Below are 16,390 nucleotides of genomic sequence, written 5' to 3'. Positions count from 1 at the left end.
GGCCGGCCACGCGCCGGGGGGCGGTCATGGACGCCCTCGGAAGCGGCGCCGCTCCCCCGGAGCCTCCTGGGCGGCCGCGTCGGCGAGGCGGACCACCGCGGTGTCCCGCCCCGCTACCACCGGCTTGGCCGAACGGGCGGCCTTCGCCTTGTACTGGGCCGCGTCGGCGAGGCGGAACAGCCGCCGGGAGGACTTGACCAGCCCGATCGGGTCCCCGGTGGAGGCCACCCCGCAGGCCACGCCCTCGCCCAGTTCCAGCTCGGCGGCCCGGGTGCACAGCTCCTCGGTGACCCGCACCACCTCGTCCGCCGTGGGACCCACCCCGACCAGGCAGAACTCGTCGCCGCCGAGGCGCGCTACCAGCGCGCCGGGCAGCATCGCCCCGCACAGGCTCAGCACCGACCCGAACCGCTCCAGCAGCCGGTCGCCCATGGCGTGGCCCTGGGTGTCGTTGACCTTCTTCAGCCCGTTCAGGTCGCAGACCACGAGGCTGACCACGACCCCCGTCCGCCGGTGCTCCTCCAGGGCCTCGTCGAGCCGCATGTCGACCGCCCGCCGGTTGGCGAGGCCGGTGAGCGGATCGGTGAAGGCCAGGCGCCGGGCCTCGGCCAGCCGCTCGTTCTGCGCGAGCCCGGCGGCGACCACGGCGGCGAGCACGGTCGCGAACTCGGCGTCGTCCTCGTCGAAGTCGGGCAGCCCCTCGTCCCGGGCCACGTACAGCTCACCCCAGGCCCGCCCGCTGAGCACGATGGGCGCGACCACGCAGGTCCCGCGCCCGCGCCGGCGCAGGGCCTCGCCGCGGTGGCCCGACCGGTCGCCGACGGCGCTCTCGACCCAGGCGTGCGGGCCGCCGCCGCCCACCCAGCGCTCGTGCAGGAACTCGGTGACCTCGGGGAAGTCGTGGACGGGATAGGACTCGTCCTCGGGGAACTCCTCCTCGCCGGTCCGCCGCTCCCCCTCGTTCACGAGCACGCGCAGGCGCCCCCGCTCGCGCTCCCACGCGGAGATCGCGGCGAAGGAGCCGTCCAGGGCCACCCGCGCGCCCCGCGCAGCCGCCCGCACACTGTCCCGCGGCGCGCACGCGGCGGCCATCGCCTGCGCGAGGCTCACCACGGCTCGCAGCCGCCCGTCGACTCCCATCACACCAGGTTAGGGAGTTTTGCCCGATTTAGTGATAGGTGGCGCGACTTTCGGTGGCGACAGGATCACTAGCGGTGACGGTGGCGGCGACGCGAAGGCGGTGCGATGGCGACGCGACGACCGCGCGGCGTCCCCGAAGGGCTACTGCCCGGGCCAGTTCGGCTTGCGCTTCTCGTTGAACGCCGCCACGCCCTCGGCCCGGTCGCCCGAGAAGGCCACCGTCCGCCAGGCCGCGTCCTCGATCTCCAGACCGGCCGCCAGGTCCATCCCGTGCCCCAGCCGCAGCGCCCGCTTGGCGGCCCGCAGCCCGACGGGGGAGTTCGCCGCCATCCGGCCGGCCAGGTCGAGGGCCTCGGCCGTGTCCGTGCCCGCCGGGACCACCGAGTCCACCAGGCCCAGGGACAGCGCCTCGGCCGCCTCCACCCGGCGCGCCGTGAAGATCAGCTCGGCGGCCCGCGCCGCACCGACCCGGCGCGGCAGCAGCTGCGTACCCCCGCCGCCGGGGATCACGCCCACCGACACCTCGGGCAGGCCGACCACCGCGGTCTCGTCGGCGACGATCACGTCGCAGGCCAGGGCCAGCTCGAAGCCGCCACCCAGCGCGAAGCCGTGCACGGCGGCGATCGTCGGCATCGGCAGCTCCAGTACGCCCCCGTACGCCCCGCGCGTGGTCGGCCGCTGCCGCACCAGCTCGGCGTCCGACAGGGAGTTGCGCTCCTTGAGGTCCGCCCCCACGCAGAACGCCCGCTCCGCGGTCGAGGTGAGCACGACCACCCGTACGGACGCGTCCGCGGCGAGCTCGGCGCAGGCCGCCCCGATGGCGCGGGCCATCTGCGTGGACACCGCGTTCATCGCCTTGGGCCGGTCCAGGACCAGCTCCGCGACCCCGCCATCGTGCCGACGTACCGCCACGAACTCAGACTCCACAGCCACAGGACCCTCCCGGTTAACGAACGTTACCCGGGGATCTTAGGCTTCCGCCTGGTCAGCGACCAGGGCTCCACGACGCCCAGCCCGCGCACCGGACGCTGCCACATCGGCTGGAGCGCGAAGCGGTACCCGCCGCCGCCCTCCTCCGACTCGGCCTCCTTCTCGGAGACGGGTGCCGCCCCGGTCCGGCCCAGCTCCTCGGCCATCGCCCCGTCCACCAGCACCGCGTCCTTGGGGGCTATAGACGTCAGCCGGCTCGCCAGGTTCACCGTGGTCCCGAAGACGTCGCCCATCCGGGTCGTCACCGTGCCGAAGGCGATCCCGACCCGCAGCTCGGGCATCTGCGGATCGGCCTCCATCGTCTCGATGAGCCGCAGCGCGATCTCCGCCGCCGTCGCCGCGTCGTCGGCGCAGTACAGCACCTCGTCGCCGAGCGTCTTGATCAGCCGGCCGCCGTGCGCCGCCACCAGGTCCGCCGACGTCGTCTCGAAGGACTCGACCAGCTCGCCGAGCTCCTCCTCCTCCAGCCGCCGCGTCAGACGGGTGAATCCCACCAGGTCGGCGAAGCCCACCGCGAGCCGCCGGTCGACCATCTCCTCGTCGTCCGCCACCTGCACGACACGCCCGGTGGCGGCCGCCAGCTGGCGGCGCCACACGTAGACGAGGAACTCCTCCAGCTCGGGCAGGAGCAGCTCGACGAGGGGGTACGTGACCTCCGTACGGGTCATCCCCGGCTCCGGCGGCTCCGTCAGCCCCTCCAGGAACGAGTCGATCTGCCACTCCGCGAGGCGTGCCGTGGTCTGCCCGGTGGACCGCGCCACCTGCACCGCCATCGGCTCGGACAGCAGCCCGGCCTCGACCAGGCCCGCGAGCCGGCGCAGCGCCAGTACGTCCGCTTCCGTCAGGGCCTTGGCCTGGCCGATGTCCGCGAAGCCCATGGCCCGCCAGAAGCGGGAGGCGAGCTCCATCGAGACGCCGGCACTGCGGGCGGCCTGGAAGGGGGTGTACCGGCGCTCGGCGCCCAGGATCAGCTGTTCGAGCCTGATCGCGAGGGGGTCCGCCGTCGGATGGGCCGTGTGGTCCACCTCGTGCAGCGGGGTGTGCTGGTCACGCCCGATCGGCGTACCAGGACCCGTGGGCCCTGGGGCCGACGCGCTGGACGTAGAGTCGTCGACGGTCAAGGGCCGCCTCCTGTCCATTTCCGTGCGCACTGCCCTGCCGAACCGGGTGATCACCACGAGTACCGGGATCGCCTAAACCATACGGCAGGTGTGCCGTAGCTCACTCCCCCTCCCCGTTTTGCGGCTCGCTCCGTCCGGGTCCGGCCGGCCCTCAGTGCACCGACCGCAGGTGGACGACGTCCCCGGCTCCCACCGCTTCGTGCGCTCCCTCGGCCGTACGGACCACCAGGCGGCCGTCGGTATCGACCGCTTCGGCCGTTCCGGTGAGCGTGCGGCCCCCGGGCAGCTCCGCGCGGACGTGACGGCCCAGGGTCGCGCAGCCCGCCGCGTAGGTCTCCTGGAGGCCGCTGGAGGCGGGGTCGCCGCCGGCCGCGCGCCAGTTCCCGTACCACTGCTCCAGGGAGCGGAGCACGGCCCTCAGCAGCGGGTCCCGGTCGGTCACGGACGCCTTGGCCAGCGCGAGGGACCCGGCGGTCGGCACCGGCAGCTCGTCCTCGGTGAGGCTGACGTTGAGCCCGATCCCGATGACCACGCCGTCGTCGACCCGCTCGGCGAGGATCCCGCCGGTCTTGCGCTCCTCCCCGTCCACGGTGACCAGCAGGTCGTTGGGCCACTTGAGGGCGGTGTCCACGCCCGCCGCCCGCGAGAGCCCGGTCGCGGTGGCCACCCCGGCCAGCAGGGTCAGCCACCCCCACCGCTCCTGCGGCACGGCGCCGCCCGGCTTGAGCAGGACGGAGAAGAACAGCCCGGACCGGGCCGGCGCGACCCAGCTGCGGTCGAGGCGCCCGCGCCCGGCGGTCTGCTCCTCGGCGACGAGCACGGCCCCCTCGGGCAGCTGCGCCGCCCGGGCCGCGAGATCGGAATTGGTCGACCCGGTGGCGGCGACGACCTCCAGGGAGGTCCACAGCCCTTCCCCGGTGACGAGGGCCCGCTGCAGGGCCGCGGCGTTCAGGGGCGGCCGGTCCAGGTTCGACCAGCGACCGGCGGAAGCTCCAGCTGATGCATCTGATGGCGTCATGCAAGCCAATGTAGGTGTGTCAAACGCCGCACTGCCGAGCGCCATGCCCGCCGATACGCTACGCACCAGTAGCCAGCAGTAGTCATCCAATTGACCAGGCCGTTGACACCACGCAGGGAGCCGCGACCCCGATGTCACAACCGTCAGAGCCGATCGACATGCACACCACCGCGGGCAAGATCGCGGATCTGCAGCGCCGCATCGACGAAGCCACCCACGCCGGGTCCTCGCGTGCCGTGGAGAAGCAGCACGCCAAGGGCAAGCTGACGGCGCGTGAGCGGGTGGCCCTGCTGCTCGACGAAGGTTCCTTCGTCGAGCTGGACGAGTTCGCCCGGCACCGTTCCACCAACTTCGGGCTGGAGAAGACCCGCCCCTACGGCGACGGCGTCGTCACCGGCTACGGCACGGTGGACGGCCGCCCGGTGGCGGTGTTCTCGCAGGACTTCACCGTCTTCGGCGGAGCCCTCGGCGAGGTCTACGGCCAGAAGATCATCAAGGTCATGGACTTCGCGCTGAAGACCGGCTGCCCGGTCATCGGCATCAACGACTCCGGCGGCGCCCGCATCCAGGAGGGTGTCAGCGCGCTGGGCATGTACGGGGAGATCTTCCGCCGCAACGTCCACGCCTCCGGAGTCATCCCGCAGATCAGCCTCGTCGTGGGGCCCTGCGCGGGCGGCGCCGTCTACTCCCCCGCCATCACCGACTTCACGGTCATGGTCGACCAGACCTCGCACATGTTCATCACCGGCCCGGACGTCATCAAGACGGTCACCGGCGAGGACGTGGGCTTCGAGGAGCTGGGCGGGGCCCGGACGCACAACAGCACGTCCGGCGTCGCGCACCACATGGCGGGCGACGAGAAGGACGCCATCGAGTACGTGAAGTCGCTGCTCTCGTACCTGCCGTCGAACAACCTCTCCGAGCCGCCCGCGTTCCCGGAGGAGGCGGACACCGAGGCCTCCGACGCCGACCGCGAGCTCGACGTACTGATCCCGGACAGCGCGAACCAGCCGTACGACATGCACACCGTGATCGAGCACGTGCTCGACGACGCGGAGTTCCTGGAGACGCAGTCGCTCTTCGCGCCGAACATCCTGACCGGCTTCGGCCGGGTCGAGGGCCACCCGGTGGGTGTCGTCGCCAACCAGCCGATGCAGTTCGCCGGCTGCCTGGACATCGACGCCTCCGAGAAGGCGGCGCGGTTCGTCCGGACGTGCGACGCCTTCAACATCCCGGTGCTGACGTTCGTGGACGTGCCGGGCTTCCTGCCGGGCACCGACCAGGAGTACAACGGAATCATCCGGCGCGGCGCGAAGCTGATCTACGCGTACGCCGAGGCCACCGTCCCCCTGATCACCGTCATCACCCGCAAGGCCTTCGGCGGCGCGTACGACGTCATGGGCTCCAAGCACCTGGGCGCGGACCTCAACCTGGCCTGGCCGACGGCGCAGATCGCCGTCATGGGCGCGCAGGGCGCGGTCAACATCCTGCACCGCCGCGCGATCGCCGAGGCCGAGGAGGCGGGCAACGCCGAGGAGACCCGTGCGCGGCTCATCGCCGAGTACGAGGACACGCTGCTCAACCCGTACACGGCCGCCGAGCGCGGTTACATCGACGCGGTGACCATGCCGTCGGAGACGCGGGCGCACGTGGTGAAGGGGCTGCGCCAGCTCCGCACCAAGCGGGAGTCCCTGCCGCCGAAGAAGCACGGCAACATCCCCCTCTAGGAGGTCAGTCCTGTGGTGATCAAGGTCGTCAAGGGAAACCCGACCCCGGAGGAGCTGGCCGCCGCACTGGCGGTGGTCCAAGCGCGCGCGGCGGCGCTGGCATCGGCGCCGTCGGGCGCGCCGCGGGCGGCGGACGAGTGGGCGGCGCCCGCCCGGGTGGCACGGCACCGGCTGCCGCAGCCGGGGCCGCGGGCGTGGGGCCGTACGTACTGGCCCGGTTAGTCCGGCCGGCCCGGCCGGACCACGGCCGTGGCGAAGATGGTGTGAACGGGCGGTGGCGCCTGAGTACGGGTACTCAGGCGCCGCTGCCGTCCCGGGGACAGGATCGGAGCATGCTCTGGTCCGATCCCAAGAACGAGCCGCCGAAGGACATGCGCGACGCGCAGGCGATGGTCCGGCGGCTGACGGTGGTGCTGGCGCTGGCCATGCTCGTCGTGGTCTACGTACTCGGCGTGGACCACTTAGCCGACCACTTCTAGTCGGCCGACCACTTCTAGGGGTACCCCGCAGCGCCCCTACGATGGCCACCATGACTGTCGAACCGCGCTCGCTCGTCCTCGCCTCCGCCTCCCCCGCCCGGCTGAACCTGCTGCGGCAGGCAGGGCTCGCCCCGCACGTGATCGTCAGCGGCTTCGACGAGGACGCGCTGGACCACGACGAGCCGGCCGAGCTGGCGCTGGCGCTGGCCGAGGCGAAGGCGGCGGTCGTGGCGGCCCTGGGCGAGGCCTCGGGCGCGCTGGTGATCGGCTGCGACTCCGTGCTGGAGCTGGACGGCGAGGCGCTGGGCAAGCCGGCGGACGCCGAGGAGGCCATCGCGCGCTGGAAGGCGATGCGCGGGCGGTCCGGAATCCTGCGTACGGGCCACTGCGTGATCGACACGACGACCGGCCGTCAGGTGTCGGCGACGGCCTCCACGACGGTCCGGTTCGGCGAGCCGACGGACGCCGAGGTCGCGGCGTACGTGGCGAGCGGCGAGCCGCTGCACGTGGCGGGGGCGTTCACCCTGGACGGGCTGTCGGCGCCGTTCATCGAGGGCATCGACGGGGATCCCGGCAACGTGATCGGGCTGTCGCTGCCGCTGCTGCGCTCCCTGCTGGGCGAACTGGGTGTATCCATCACGGATTTGTGGGCTTGAGTCCCCCGACCGGCGGCGGGGTGTCCTGAACGCCGTCCCCCGGCCCGGATCCGGCCGCGGAGGCGGCGGATCCGGCGGAGGCGGACTCGGGCGGGGCGGCGTAGAGCATCAGGGTCAGTACGAGGAGACACAGGATCAGCGTCGTCACCGCGAAGGCGCCCCAGCCGACCAGGACGACGGCGAGGATGCCGAGCACCCCGTGGGTGACGGCCGCGGTGACGAGCACGACGTGGGCGAAGGCGCCGGGCGCCCTGTCGCGGACGGCCGCGACGGCGGCGAGCACGGCGCACAGCAGGAGGAAGGCGCCCATACCCGCCCCGAGGGCGTAGGTTGCCTTGGACATGACATCCGGATCGCTGCCCGCGATCGACATCGACTGGTTCGCGGTGGTCGTCCCCAGCACGATGTGGACGAGCACGAGCACGGCCGCTTCCGCGGCAAGTGCGATCGCGGCCAGTCCGGCCACGAGTCTGCGCAGCACGACGTCCCCACCCCTCACGCGTCCCAAGCCTGTTCGACGCCTGGAGGCTACTAACGGGTAAACGTGCGGACAAGGGGTCCGGGCCGCTTCGTTACGGGAGGGCCCCGGCGCGGCGATCAAGCAAAGAAAACGTGGGCCGTTCGTAGGGACTCGACAAAGAATCACCCGGGGCGGCTGACCGGCAAGACAGAGACCTTGGCTACATGACGGGGTTACTGTGCAGTCGGGGATCCCCCTGACTTGGGGCGCCATAAGGGTTCCCTGGTGGAGAGAGCCTCGAATCACACTCTGTGTGGGCAAGGTCACCACCGGGGAAGGGTCGAAAGGCCGTGTGGACTGTCCCTAAACTCAGCTTGTTTCAAGGAGGGAGCCATCGTGCGCAAGGTGCTCATCGCCAACCGTGGCGAAATCGCTGTCCGCGTTGCTCGGGCCTGCCGGGACGCCGGGATCGCGAGCGTAGCCGTCTACGCCGATCCGGACCGGGACGCTCTGCACGTCCGCGCGGCCGACGAAGCTTTCGCGTTGGGCGGTGACACCCCGGCCGCCAGCTACCTGGACATCTCCAAGGTCCTCCAGGCCGCAGCCGATTCCGGCGCGGACGCCATCCATCCCGGATACGGGTTCCTGTCCGAGAACGCCGACTTCGCGCAGGCCGTCATCGACGCGGGCCTGACCTGGATCGGCCCGCCGCCGCAGGCCATCCGCGATCTGGGTGACAAGGTCGCCGCCCGTCACATCGCCCAGCGCGCCGGTGCGCCGCTGGTCGCCGGTACGCCGGACCCGGTCTCCGGGGCCGACGAGGTCATCGCGTTCGCCAAGGAGCACGGCCTGCCGATCGCCATCAAGGCGGCCTTCGGCGGTGGCGGCCGCGGCCTCAAGGTCGCCCGCAGCCTCGAAGAGGTGCCGGAGCTCTACGACTCCGCCGTCCGTGAGGCCGTCGCCGCCTTCGGCCGCGGCGAGTGCTTCGTCGAGCGCTACCTCGACAAGCCCCGCCACGTCGAGACCCAGTGCCTCGCCGACAGCCACGGCAACGTCGTCGTCGTCTCCACCCGTGACTGCTCGCTGCAGCGCCGCCACCAGAAGCTGGTGGAGGAGGCTCCCGCGCCGTTCCTGTCCGAGGCGCAGAACGCCGAGCTGTACGCCGCCTCGAAGGCGATCCTGAAGGAAGCCGGCTACGTCGGCGCCGGCACGGTCGAGTTCCTGGTCTCCGCGGACGGCCTGATCTCCTTCCTGGAGGTCAACACCCGCCTCCAGGTCGAGCACCCGGTCACCGAAGAGGTCGCCGGCATCGACCTGGTGCGCGAGATGTTCCGCATCGCCGACGGCGAGGAGCTCGGCTACGGGGACCCGGTCCTGCGCGGTCACTCGTTCGAGTTCCGCATCAACGGCGAGGACCCGGGCCGCGGCTTCCTCCCGGCCCCCGGCACGGTGACGAAGTTCGCCGCCCCGACGGGTCCGGGCGTCCGCCTCGACACGGGCGTCGAGTCCGGCTCGGTCATCGGCCCGGCCTGGGACTCGCTGCTCGCCAAGCTGATCGTCACGGGTGCCACCCGCGAGCAGGCCCTGCAGCGCGCCGCGCGTGCGCTGGCCGAGTTCGAGGTGGAGGGCATGGCCACGGCCATCCCGTTCCACCGCGCGGTCGTCACGGACCCCGCCTTCGCCCCGACGGACGGCAGCCCGTTCACGGTCTACACCCGCTGGATCGAGACCGAGTTCGTCAACGAGATCCCGGCGTTCGCGGCTCCGGCCGCGGAGGACACCGAGGACGAGCCGGGCCGCGAGACGGTGGTCGTCGAGGTCGGCGGCAAGCGCCTGGAGGTCTCGCTCCCGTCGTCCCTGGGCATGACCCTGGCCCGTACGGCGGCGGCAGGCGGTGCCAAGCCCAAGCGGCGCGCGGCCAAGAAGTCCGGCCCGGCCGCCTCCGGCGACACCCTCGCCTCCCCGATGCAGGGCACGATCGTCAAGGTCGCGGTCGAGGAGGGCCAGCAGGTCACCGAGGGCGAACTGGTCGTCGTACTCGAAGCCATGAAGATGGAGCAGCCGCTCAACGCGCACCGCTCCGGCACCATCGTCGGCCTCACGGCCGAGGTCGGCGCCTCGCTCACCTCTGGCGCGACGATCTGCGAGATCAAGGACTGACGTCCGCGGCCCGCACGACGCAATCGGCCCCCAGGACCCGTTCGGGTCCTGGGGGCCGACGTCATGTGCGGCGCCCGGCGGCTACCAGGTGCCGGGCGGTGCCTCCCAGCTCTTCAGCGGGGGTTCGAACCCACCGTCGGTGCGGTCGGTGCGGCCCTTGAAGGTGAAGGCCGCGCTGCCTCCGGCGTAGTAGTTGTACATGATCGCGATGTCGTCGCGACCGTCCTTGTTGATGTCGCCGGACACCGGCATCCCGGTGTTCTCCAGGTACCAGGACTGCTCCGGGCTGCTCCAGCTCTGGACTTCCTCGTTGACCCCGCCGTCGGGCTTTCCGGTCAGGGTGTACACGGCCGAGCGGCCGTTGTCGAACCTGTAGACGATGGCGGCGTCGGCTCGGCCGTCGCCGTTGTAGTCGCCCGAGGTGAGCTTGCTCCTGTTGTAGTCCCAGATGCCCGCGGCCCGGTTCCAGGAACGCACCGGCGCCGCGAAGCCGCCGTCGGCCTTGCCGAGCAGCGTGTACATCTCGACGGATCCGTTGCCGTGGCCGTACAGGGCGAGCATGTCGTCCCGGCCGTCCCCGTTGAAGTCACCGGTGACGTGCTTGGACTCGTTCCAGCACCAGTTGCCGTTGCCGGACTTCCAGCTGCCGAAGGAGGCGTTGAACGTGCCGTCCGCCTTCACGAGGAAGGGGTGATCACCCCTGCTGCCGCCGCCGCATGTCCGCCACCCTCGCCCGCTCCCGCTCCCCCGGGTCCGACAGCGGCGAGGCGCTGCGGAGCTGGGCCGGCGGGCCGCCCCGGCGCTGGACCGGCAGGGGGGAGTCCCGGCGCGGGCGGCGGCCCGCCATGCCGTCACCGCCGACGGAGACACCACCACCACCACCGGCCACGGTGATCTGGACGCCCTGGTCCGCCAGGGCCTGGAGCTCCGTGGCCGCCCGGTCGTCGTGCGGCGGGGGCTCGTCCGTCACCAGGCGGGTCATCACATCGGTCGGCACCGTCTGGAACATGGTGTCCGTGCCGAGCTTCGTGTGGTCGGCCAGGACGACGACCTCCGCGGCCGCCTGGACCAGCGCCCGGTCCACGCTCGCGCTGAGCATGTTGGACGTGGACAGCCCGCGCTCGGCGGTCAGGCCGCTGCCCGACAGGAAGGCGCGGGAGACCCGCAGCCCCTGGAGGGACTGCTCGGCACCGCTGCCGACGAGGGCGTAGTTGGACCCGCGCAGGGTGCCGCCGGTCATCACCACCTCCACCCGGTTCGCGTGCGCCAGCGCCTGGGCGACCAGCAGCGAGTTGGTGACGACGGTCAGGCCGGGCACCCGGGCGAGCCGGCGCGCCAGCTCCTGGGTCGTGGTGCCCGCGCCGACAACGACGGCCTCACCCTCTTCGACGAGGGAGGCCGCGACATCGGCGATGGCGGTCTTCTCCGCCGTCGCGAGATGGGATTTTTGCGGAAAGCCGGACTCCCGCGTGAAACCGCCCGGCAAGACCGCACCGCCGTGCCGGCGGTCGAGGAGTCCTTCTGCCTCCAGCGCCCGCACGTCCCGCCGTACGGTCACTTCGGAGGTCTGGACTACGCGGGCGAGCTCCCGGAGCGAAACCGCTCCGTTGGCCCGCACCATTTCGAGGATCAATTGACGACGTTCTGCAGCGAACACGAAACTGACAGTAACCCCAACGACCGTCTGCTTTCAGCTCCTTGCACCGGAATACCGAAGTTGTCCGTACGGCGGGGCGACTAGTGGTATACGCGGTCGGTTGGTTGCGTGAACGACCGGCCACGGGACGGCGCCCCGCCCCAAACTCCTTACGGCATGCGGCCGTTACGCCTCTCCGGCGGCCTTCCGCGTGTGCAGCTGCCGCGCCACCTCGGCGATCGAACCCGACAACGAGGGGTACACGGTGAACGCGTTTGCGATCTGCTCGACCGTCAGATTGTTGTCGACCGCGATCGAGATGGGGTGGATCAGCTCGCTCGCGCGCGGGGAGACGACCACACCGCCGACGACGATGCCGGTGCCCGGGCGGCAGAACAGCTTCACGAAGCCGTCCCGGATGCCCTGCATCTTGGCGCGCGGGTTGCGCAGCAGCGGGAGCTTCACCACGCGGGCGTCGATCTTGCCGGAGTCCACGTCGGCCTGGGTGTAGCCGACGGTGGCGATCTCCGGGTCGGTGAAGACGTTCGAGGAAACCGTCTTCAGGTTCAGCGGGGCCACCGCGTCGCCGAGGAAGTGGTACATCGCGATGCGGCCCTGCATCGCCGCGACGGACGCGAGGGCGAAGACGCCGGTGACGTCGCCGGCCGCGTAGACGCCGGGCGAGGAGGTGCGCGACACCTTGTCGGTCCAGATGTGCCCGGACTCCTTGAGCCGCACCCCGGACTCCTCCAGGTTCATCCCGGAGGTGTTCGGCACCGCGCCGACCGCCATCAGGCAGTGCGTGCCGCTCAGCACCCGGCCGTCGGCGAGGGTGACCTCGACCCGGTCGCCGACGCGCTTGGCGGACTCGGCGCGGGAGCGGCCGATGACGTTCATGCCGCGGCGCCGGAACACGTCCTCCAGGACGGCGGCCGCGTCGGGGTCCTCACCCGGCAGCACGCGGTCGCGGGAGGAGACCAGCGTCACCCGGGAGCCGAGGGCCTGGTACGCGCCGGCGAACTCGGCGCCGGTCACGCCGGAGCCGACCACGATGAGCTCCTCGGGGAGCTCGTCCAGGTCGTAGACCTGGGTCCAGTTCAGGATCCGCTCGCCGTCGGGCATGGCGTCCGGGATCTCGCGGGGGTGCCCGCCGGTCGCGATCAGCACGGCGTCCGCGGTCAGGATCGTCTCGGAGCCGTCGGCGGCCGTGACGATGACGTCCCGGGTGCCGTCGATGCCCTGGGGGCCGCCGAGCTTGCCGCGGCCCCGTACGACGCGGGCGCCGGCCCGGGTGACGGAGGCGGTGATGTCGTGCGACTGGGCGAGCGCCAGGCGCTTGACGCGCCGGTTCACCTTGCCGAGGTCCACGCCGACGACACGCGCGGCCTGCTCCAGCGGCGGGGTGTCGTCCGCGACGACGATGCCGAGCTCCTCGTACGAGGAGTCGAAGGTCGTCATGACCTCGGCGGTCGCGATGAGAGTCTTGGAGGGCACGCAGTCGGTCAGCACCGACGCGCCACCCAGACCGTCGCAGTCGACGACGGTCACCTCCGCGCCGAGCTGGGCCCCCACGAGGGCCGCCTCATACCCGCCGGGTCCGCCGCCGATGATCACGATCCGGGTCACGAAAACTCCGCCTCACGTCTACCCGGCCGGCTGCCGCCCCGGCCGGGGCTTCCGGGGGGTCTCCCCGGGGGATGCATTCCGTGCCCCATTGTCCCGCACGCTTCAAGGTGCTTCGCGCCCGGTCCCTCCATCCGGGCACCGGCCGGGCACGCCGTGATCGCCGACCCTCCCGTACTCTCGGACTCATGTCGCTCTACGCCGCGTACGCCGGCAACCTCGACCCGCGGCTGATGACGCGCCGTGCTCCCCATTCGCCGCTGCGCGGAACGGGCTGGATCAACGACTGGCGGCTGACCTTCGGCGGCGAGCAGATGGGCTGGGAGGGCGCACTCGCCACGATCGTCGAAGCCCCGCGCCACCAGGTCTTCGTCGCCCTGTACGACATCGCGCCGCTGGACGAGGACTCGATGGACCGCTGGGAGGGCGTCGGGCTCGACATCTACCGCCGGATGCGTGTGCGCGTGCACACACTGGACGGCGAGGAGGCGGCCTGGGTGTACGTCCTCAACGGCTACGAGGGCGGGCTGCCCTCGGCGCGCTACCTGGGCGAGATCGCCGACGCGGCCGAGTCCGCGGGCGCCCCGCACGACTATGTGATGGAACTCCGCAAGCGGCCCTGCTGAGCCCTGCCCGGGCCTCGCCCGGGCCCTTGCCCGGTCCTGCCCGGGCCCACGCCAGGTCCCGCGGGGACGATTCGGCGGAAACGACAAGGCAACGATCCGAACACCGTGACCTGTGCCATCTACGCGCGTAGGCAATGAGCGGCTACGCTCTTCCGCGTGAACGCATCTGTTACCGACCCCTTCGCCGACGCCACCGCCGCAGCCGCCCGTCTGCGTGAGCTGACCGGCGCCGAATCCCACGATGTCGCCCTCGTCATGGGCTCCGGCTGGGCCCCCGCCGCAGAGGCGCTCGGCGCCCCCGAGGCCGAGTTCCCGGTCACCGAGCTGCCCGGCTTCCCGCCGCCCGCGGTCGAGGGCCACGGCGGCAAGATCCGCTCGTACAAGATCGGCGACAAGCGCGCGCTGCTCTTCCTCGGCCGGACCCACTACTACGAGGGCCGCGGCGTCGCCGCCGTCGCCCACGGCGTGCGCACCGCCGTCGCCGCCGGCTGCAAGACCGTGGTCCTCACCAACGGATGCGGCGGCCTGCGCGAGGGCATGAAGCCCGGCCAGCCCGTCCTGATCAGCGACCACCTCAACCTGACGGCCACCTCGCCGATCGTCGGCGCGAACTTCGTGGACCTCACCGACCTCTACTCGCCGCGCCTGCGCGCGCTGTGCAAGGAGATCGACGAGACCCTCGAAGAGGGCGTCTACGTGCAGTTCCCCGGCCCGCACTACGAGACCCCGGCCGAGATCAACATGATCCGCGTCATGGGCGCCGACCTGGTCGGCATGTCCACCGTGCTGGAGGCCATCGCCGCTCGCGAGGCCGGCGCCGAGGTGCTGGGCATCTCCCTGGTCACCAACCTGGCGGCGGGCATCTCCGGCGAGCCGCTGAACCACGAAGAGGTGCTCCAGGCCGGCCGTGACTCGGCCGCGCGCATGGGCAAGCTGCTGACCCAGGTCCTCGCCCGCATCTGAGTGACCGTACGAGAGGCCCCAGAGGTACGAGAGGTAAGGCGGAAGCAGTGCAGGAACAGGACGACCTGATCACCCGGGCCCAGGCCTGGCTGGCGGAGGACCCCGACCCGGAGACGGCGGACGAGCTCGCCCGGCTCATCGAGGCCGGCGACACGGCGGACCTCGCGGACCGCTTCTCCGGCACGCTCCAGTTCGGCACCGCCGGACTGCGCGGCGAGCTGGGCGCGGGCCCGATGCGGATGAACCGTGCCGTGGTCATCCGGGCCGCGGCGGGCCTTGCGGCCTACCTGAAGGCCCAGGGTCACACCGGCGGCCTGGTCGTCGTCGGCTACGACGCGCGCTACAAGTCCGCCGACTTCGCCCGCGACACCGCGGCCGTGATGACCGGCGCCGGGCTGCGTGCGGCCGTCCTGCCCCGTCCGCTGCCGACGCCGGTCCTCGCGTACGCCATAAGGCACCTGGGTGCCGTCGCCGGCGTCGAGGTCACCGCGAGCCACAACCCGCCCCGGGACAACGGCTACAAGGTCTATCTCGGCGACGGCTCGCAGATCGTCTCCCCGGCGGACACCGAGATCGCGGCGCAGATCGCGGCGATCGGGGCGCTTTCGGACGTACCCCGCCCGACGGACGGCTGGCTGCAGCTCGACGAGGAGGTCCTGGAGGCCTACCTCACCCGCACGGACTCCGTCCTGACCCCGGGATCCCCCCGGGGCGTGCGGACCGTCTACACGGCCATGCACGGCGTCGGCAAGGAGGTCGTCATGGCGGCCTTCGCCCGGCACGGCTTCCCGGAGCCGGTCCTGGTGGCCGAGCAGGCCGAGCCGGACCCGGCCTTCCCGACGGTGGCCTTCCCCAACCCGGAGGAGCCGGGCGCGATGGACCTGGCCTTCGCGAAGGCGGCGGAGGCCGGACCGGACATCGTGATCGCCAACGACCCGGACGCGGACCGCTGCGCGGTGGCCGTCCCGGACGATTCCGCCGCCTCCGGCTGGCGGATGCTGCGCGGTGACGAGGTCGGCGCCCTGCTGGCGGCCCACCTGGTGCACAAGGGCGCTCGCGGCGTCTTCGCGGAGTCCATCGTCTCCTCCTCCCTGCTGGGGCGGATCGCGGAGGCGGCGGGCGTCGGCCACGAGGAGACCCTCACGGGCTTCAAGTGGATCGCCCGCGTGGAGGGCCTGCGCTACGGCTACGAGGAGGCGCTCGGCTACTGCGTGGACCCCGAGGGCGTCCGTGACAAGGACGGCGTCACCGCCGCCCTGCTGGTGGCGGAGCTGGCCTCGGAGCTCAAGGAGCAGGGCCGTACCCTGACCGACCTGCTGGACGACCTGGCAATGGCCCACGGCCTGCACGCCACCGACCAGCTGTCGGTCCGCGTCTCGGACCTGTCGGTCATCGCCTCGGCGATGGCCGCGCTCCGCGCCGAGCCCCCGACCTCCCTCGCGGGCCTGCGCGTGGTCTCGGCTGAGGACCTGAACCAGGGCACGGAGTCCCTCCCGCCGACGGACGGACTGCGCTACTACCTGGACGGCGCCTACAAGGCCCGGGTGATCGTCCGCCCGTCGGGCACGGAGCCGAAGCTGAAGTGCTACCTGGAGGTCGTGGTCCCGGTGCCCGAGGCCTCCGACCTGTCTGCGGCCCGCGCCCGCGGCCAGGAAATCCTGGACGCGATCAAGAAGGACCTGGCCGCGGCCGCGGGCATCTAGCCCGCCCGGTACGGTGACGGCCCCCCGAGCTCCGGCTCGGGGGGCCGTCGCCGTCTCCGGGACCCGCCGGGGCCGCGCCGTGCGAACG

General features: G+C 72.0%; 16 protein-coding genes. 8 read left to right on the top strand and 8 right to left on the bottom strand.

Annotated features, from left to right (window positions below; genetic code table 11):
• Positions 1 to 24: 24 nt before the first annotated feature.
• The 4 genes from OG737_RS19020 to OG737_RS19005 all read right to left on the bottom strand — a co-directional run bounded on the left by OG737_RS19020 (position 25) and on the right by OG737_RS19005 (position 4,269).
• On the bottom strand, positions 25 to 1,140 hold the full coding sequence (locus OG737_RS19020; RefSeq protein ID WP_328927318.1) for a GGDEF domain-containing protein: 1,116 nt from the start codon (positions 1,138 to 1,140) through the stop codon (positions 25 to 27).
• Between the two features lie 141 nt (positions 1,141 to 1,281).
• Positions 1,282 to 2,073, bottom strand: a complete 792-nt coding sequence (locus tag OG737_RS19015; protein ID WP_328927317.1) for an enoyl-CoA hydratase-related protein — start codon at positions 2,071 to 2,073, stop codon at positions 1,282 to 1,284.
• Positions 2,074 to 2,096: 23 nt separating this feature from the next.
• The gene (locus OG737_RS19010; RefSeq protein WP_405678826.1) at positions 2,097 to 3,251 is read right to left on the bottom strand and encodes an adenylate/guanylate cyclase domain-containing protein; all 1,155 of its coding nucleotides are present in this window, start codon (positions 3,249 to 3,251) and stop codon (positions 2,097 to 2,099) included.
• Between the two features lie 151 nt (positions 3,252 to 3,402).
• Positions 3,403 to 4,269: a biotin--[acetyl-CoA-carboxylase] ligase gene (locus tag OG737_RS19005; RefSeq protein ID WP_328927316.1), complete on the bottom strand. Its 867-nt coding sequence runs from the start codon at positions 4,267 to 4,269 to the stop codon at positions 3,403 to 3,405.
• Positions 4,270 to 4,400: 131 nt separating this feature from the next.
• On the opposite strand from OG737_RS19005, the gene OG737_RS19000 reads away from it, so the two are divergent.
• From OG737_RS19000 to OG737_RS18985, 4 genes are all read left to right on the top strand, one after another.
• Complete coding sequence (locus OG737_RS19000; protein ID WP_328927315.1) at positions 4,401 to 5,996, top strand: acyl-CoA carboxylase subunit beta; 1,596 nt, start codon at positions 4,401 to 4,403, stop codon at positions 5,994 to 5,996.
• A gap of 12 nt (positions 5,997 to 6,008) precedes the next feature.
• On the top strand, positions 6,009 to 6,218 hold the full coding sequence (locus OG737_RS18995) for an acyl-CoA carboxylase epsilon subunit (protein ID WP_328927314.1): 210 nt from the start codon (positions 6,009 to 6,011) through the stop codon (positions 6,216 to 6,218).
• A gap of 110 nt (positions 6,219 to 6,328) precedes the next feature.
• A complete protein-coding gene (gene mmpB, locus OG737_RS18990; RefSeq protein WP_328927313.1) occupies positions 6,329 to 6,475 on the top strand; it encodes a morphogenic membrane protein MmpB in 147 nt (48 codons plus the stop codon).
• 41 nt (positions 6,476 to 6,516) lie between these two features.
• Entirely contained in the window at positions 6,517 to 7,131 is a 615-nt protein-coding gene (locus OG737_RS18985; RefSeq protein WP_328927312.1) for a nucleoside triphosphate pyrophosphatase, read from the top strand.
• On the opposite strand, the gene OG737_RS18980 is transcribed toward OG737_RS18985, so the two are convergent.
• On the bottom strand, positions 7,112 to 7,612 hold the full coding sequence (locus OG737_RS18980; protein ID WP_328927311.1) for a hypothetical protein: 501 nt from the start codon (positions 7,610 to 7,612) through the stop codon (positions 7,112 to 7,114). The genes OG737_RS18985 and OG737_RS18980 overlap by 20 nt on opposite strands.
• A gap of 375 nt (positions 7,613 to 7,987) precedes the next feature.
• Between OG737_RS18980 and OG737_RS18975 the strand changes: the two genes are divergently transcribed.
• Positions 7,988 to 9,751, top strand: coding sequence for a biotin carboxylase N-terminal domain-containing protein (locus OG737_RS18975; RefSeq protein WP_328927310.1), 1,764 nt, complete (start codon positions 7,988 to 7,990; stop codon positions 9,749 to 9,751).
• A gap of 81 nt (positions 9,752 to 9,832) precedes the next feature.
• Here the strand turns inward: OG737_RS18975 and OG737_RS18970 are convergent, their stop codons facing one another.
• From OG737_RS18970 to OG737_RS18960, 3 genes are all read right to left on the bottom strand, one after another.
• Positions 9,833 to 10,432: an FG-GAP repeat domain-containing protein gene (locus OG737_RS18970; protein WP_405921779.1), complete on the bottom strand. Its 600-nt coding sequence runs from the start codon at positions 10,430 to 10,432 to the stop codon at positions 9,833 to 9,835.
• 13 nt (positions 10,433 to 10,445) lie between these two features.
• On the bottom strand, positions 10,446 to 11,408 hold the full coding sequence (locus OG737_RS18965) for a DeoR/GlpR family DNA-binding transcription regulator (protein WP_405921778.1): 963 nt from the start codon (positions 11,406 to 11,408) through the stop codon (positions 10,446 to 10,448).
• 165 nt (positions 11,409 to 11,573) lie between these two features.
• On the bottom strand, positions 11,574 to 13,013 hold the full coding sequence (locus tag OG737_RS18960) for an NAD(P)H-quinone dehydrogenase (protein WP_328927306.1): 1,440 nt from the start codon (positions 13,011 to 13,013) through the stop codon (positions 11,574 to 11,576).
• A gap of 185 nt (positions 13,014 to 13,198) precedes the next feature.
• Between OG737_RS18960 and OG737_RS18955 the strand changes: the two genes are divergently transcribed.
• The 3 genes from OG737_RS18955 (at position 13,199) to OG737_RS18945 (ending at position 16,302) form a co-directional block, all read left to right on the top strand.
• Positions 13,199 to 13,636, top strand: a complete 438-nt coding sequence (locus tag OG737_RS18955; protein WP_069921661.1) for a gamma-glutamylcyclotransferase — start codon at positions 13,199 to 13,201, stop codon at positions 13,634 to 13,636.
• A gap of 156 nt (positions 13,637 to 13,792) precedes the next feature.
• Positions 13,793 to 14,599, top strand: coding sequence for a purine-nucleoside phosphorylase (locus tag OG737_RS18950; RefSeq protein ID WP_328927305.1), 807 nt, complete (start codon positions 13,793 to 13,795; stop codon positions 14,597 to 14,599).
• A 47-nt stretch (positions 14,600 to 14,646) separates the two neighbouring features.
• Positions 14,647 to 16,302 carry a phospho-sugar mutase gene (locus OG737_RS18945; RefSeq protein WP_328927304.1) on the top strand — a complete coding sequence of 552 codons (1,656 nt, stop codon included), beginning with the start codon at positions 14,647 to 14,649 and terminating at the stop codon, positions 16,300 to 16,302.
• Positions 16,303 to 16,390: the final 88 nt, after the last annotated feature.

Origin of the sequence: Streptomyces sp. NBC_00122, assembly GCF_045160845.1 — a bacterium.
GTDB lineage: Bacteria > Actinomycetota > Actinomycetes > Streptomycetales > Streptomycetaceae > Streptomyces.
Note: the sequence above shows the minus strand (reverse complement) of the source record. Positions and strands in the feature narration are given on the sequence as shown.

Excerpts from the sequence above, each read along its gene's own strand:
- OG737_RS18955 (WP_069921661.1), top strand. The coding sequence starts at position 13,199 with ATGTCGCTCTACGCCGCGTACGCCGGCAACCTCGACCCGCGGCTGATG.
- OG737_RS18985 (WP_328927312.1), top strand. The coding sequence starts at position 6,517 with ATGGCCACCATGACTGTCGAACCGCGCTCGCTCGTCCTCGCCTCCGCC.
- OG737_RS19000 (WP_328927315.1), top strand. The coding sequence starts at position 4,401 with ATGTCACAACCGTCAGAGCCGATCGACATGCACACCACCGCGGGCAAG.
- OG737_RS19020 (WP_328927318.1), bottom strand. The coding sequence starts at position 1,140 with ATGGGAGTCGACGGGCGGCTGCGAGCCGTGGTGAGCCTCGCGCAGGCG.
- OG737_RS19005 (WP_328927316.1), bottom strand. The coding sequence starts at position 4,269 with ATGACGCCATCAGATGCATCAGCTGGAGCTTCCGCCGGTCGCTGGTCG.
- mmpB (WP_328927313.1), top strand. The coding sequence starts at position 6,329 with ATGCTCTGGTCCGATCCCAAGAACGAGCCGCCGAAGGACATGCGCGAC.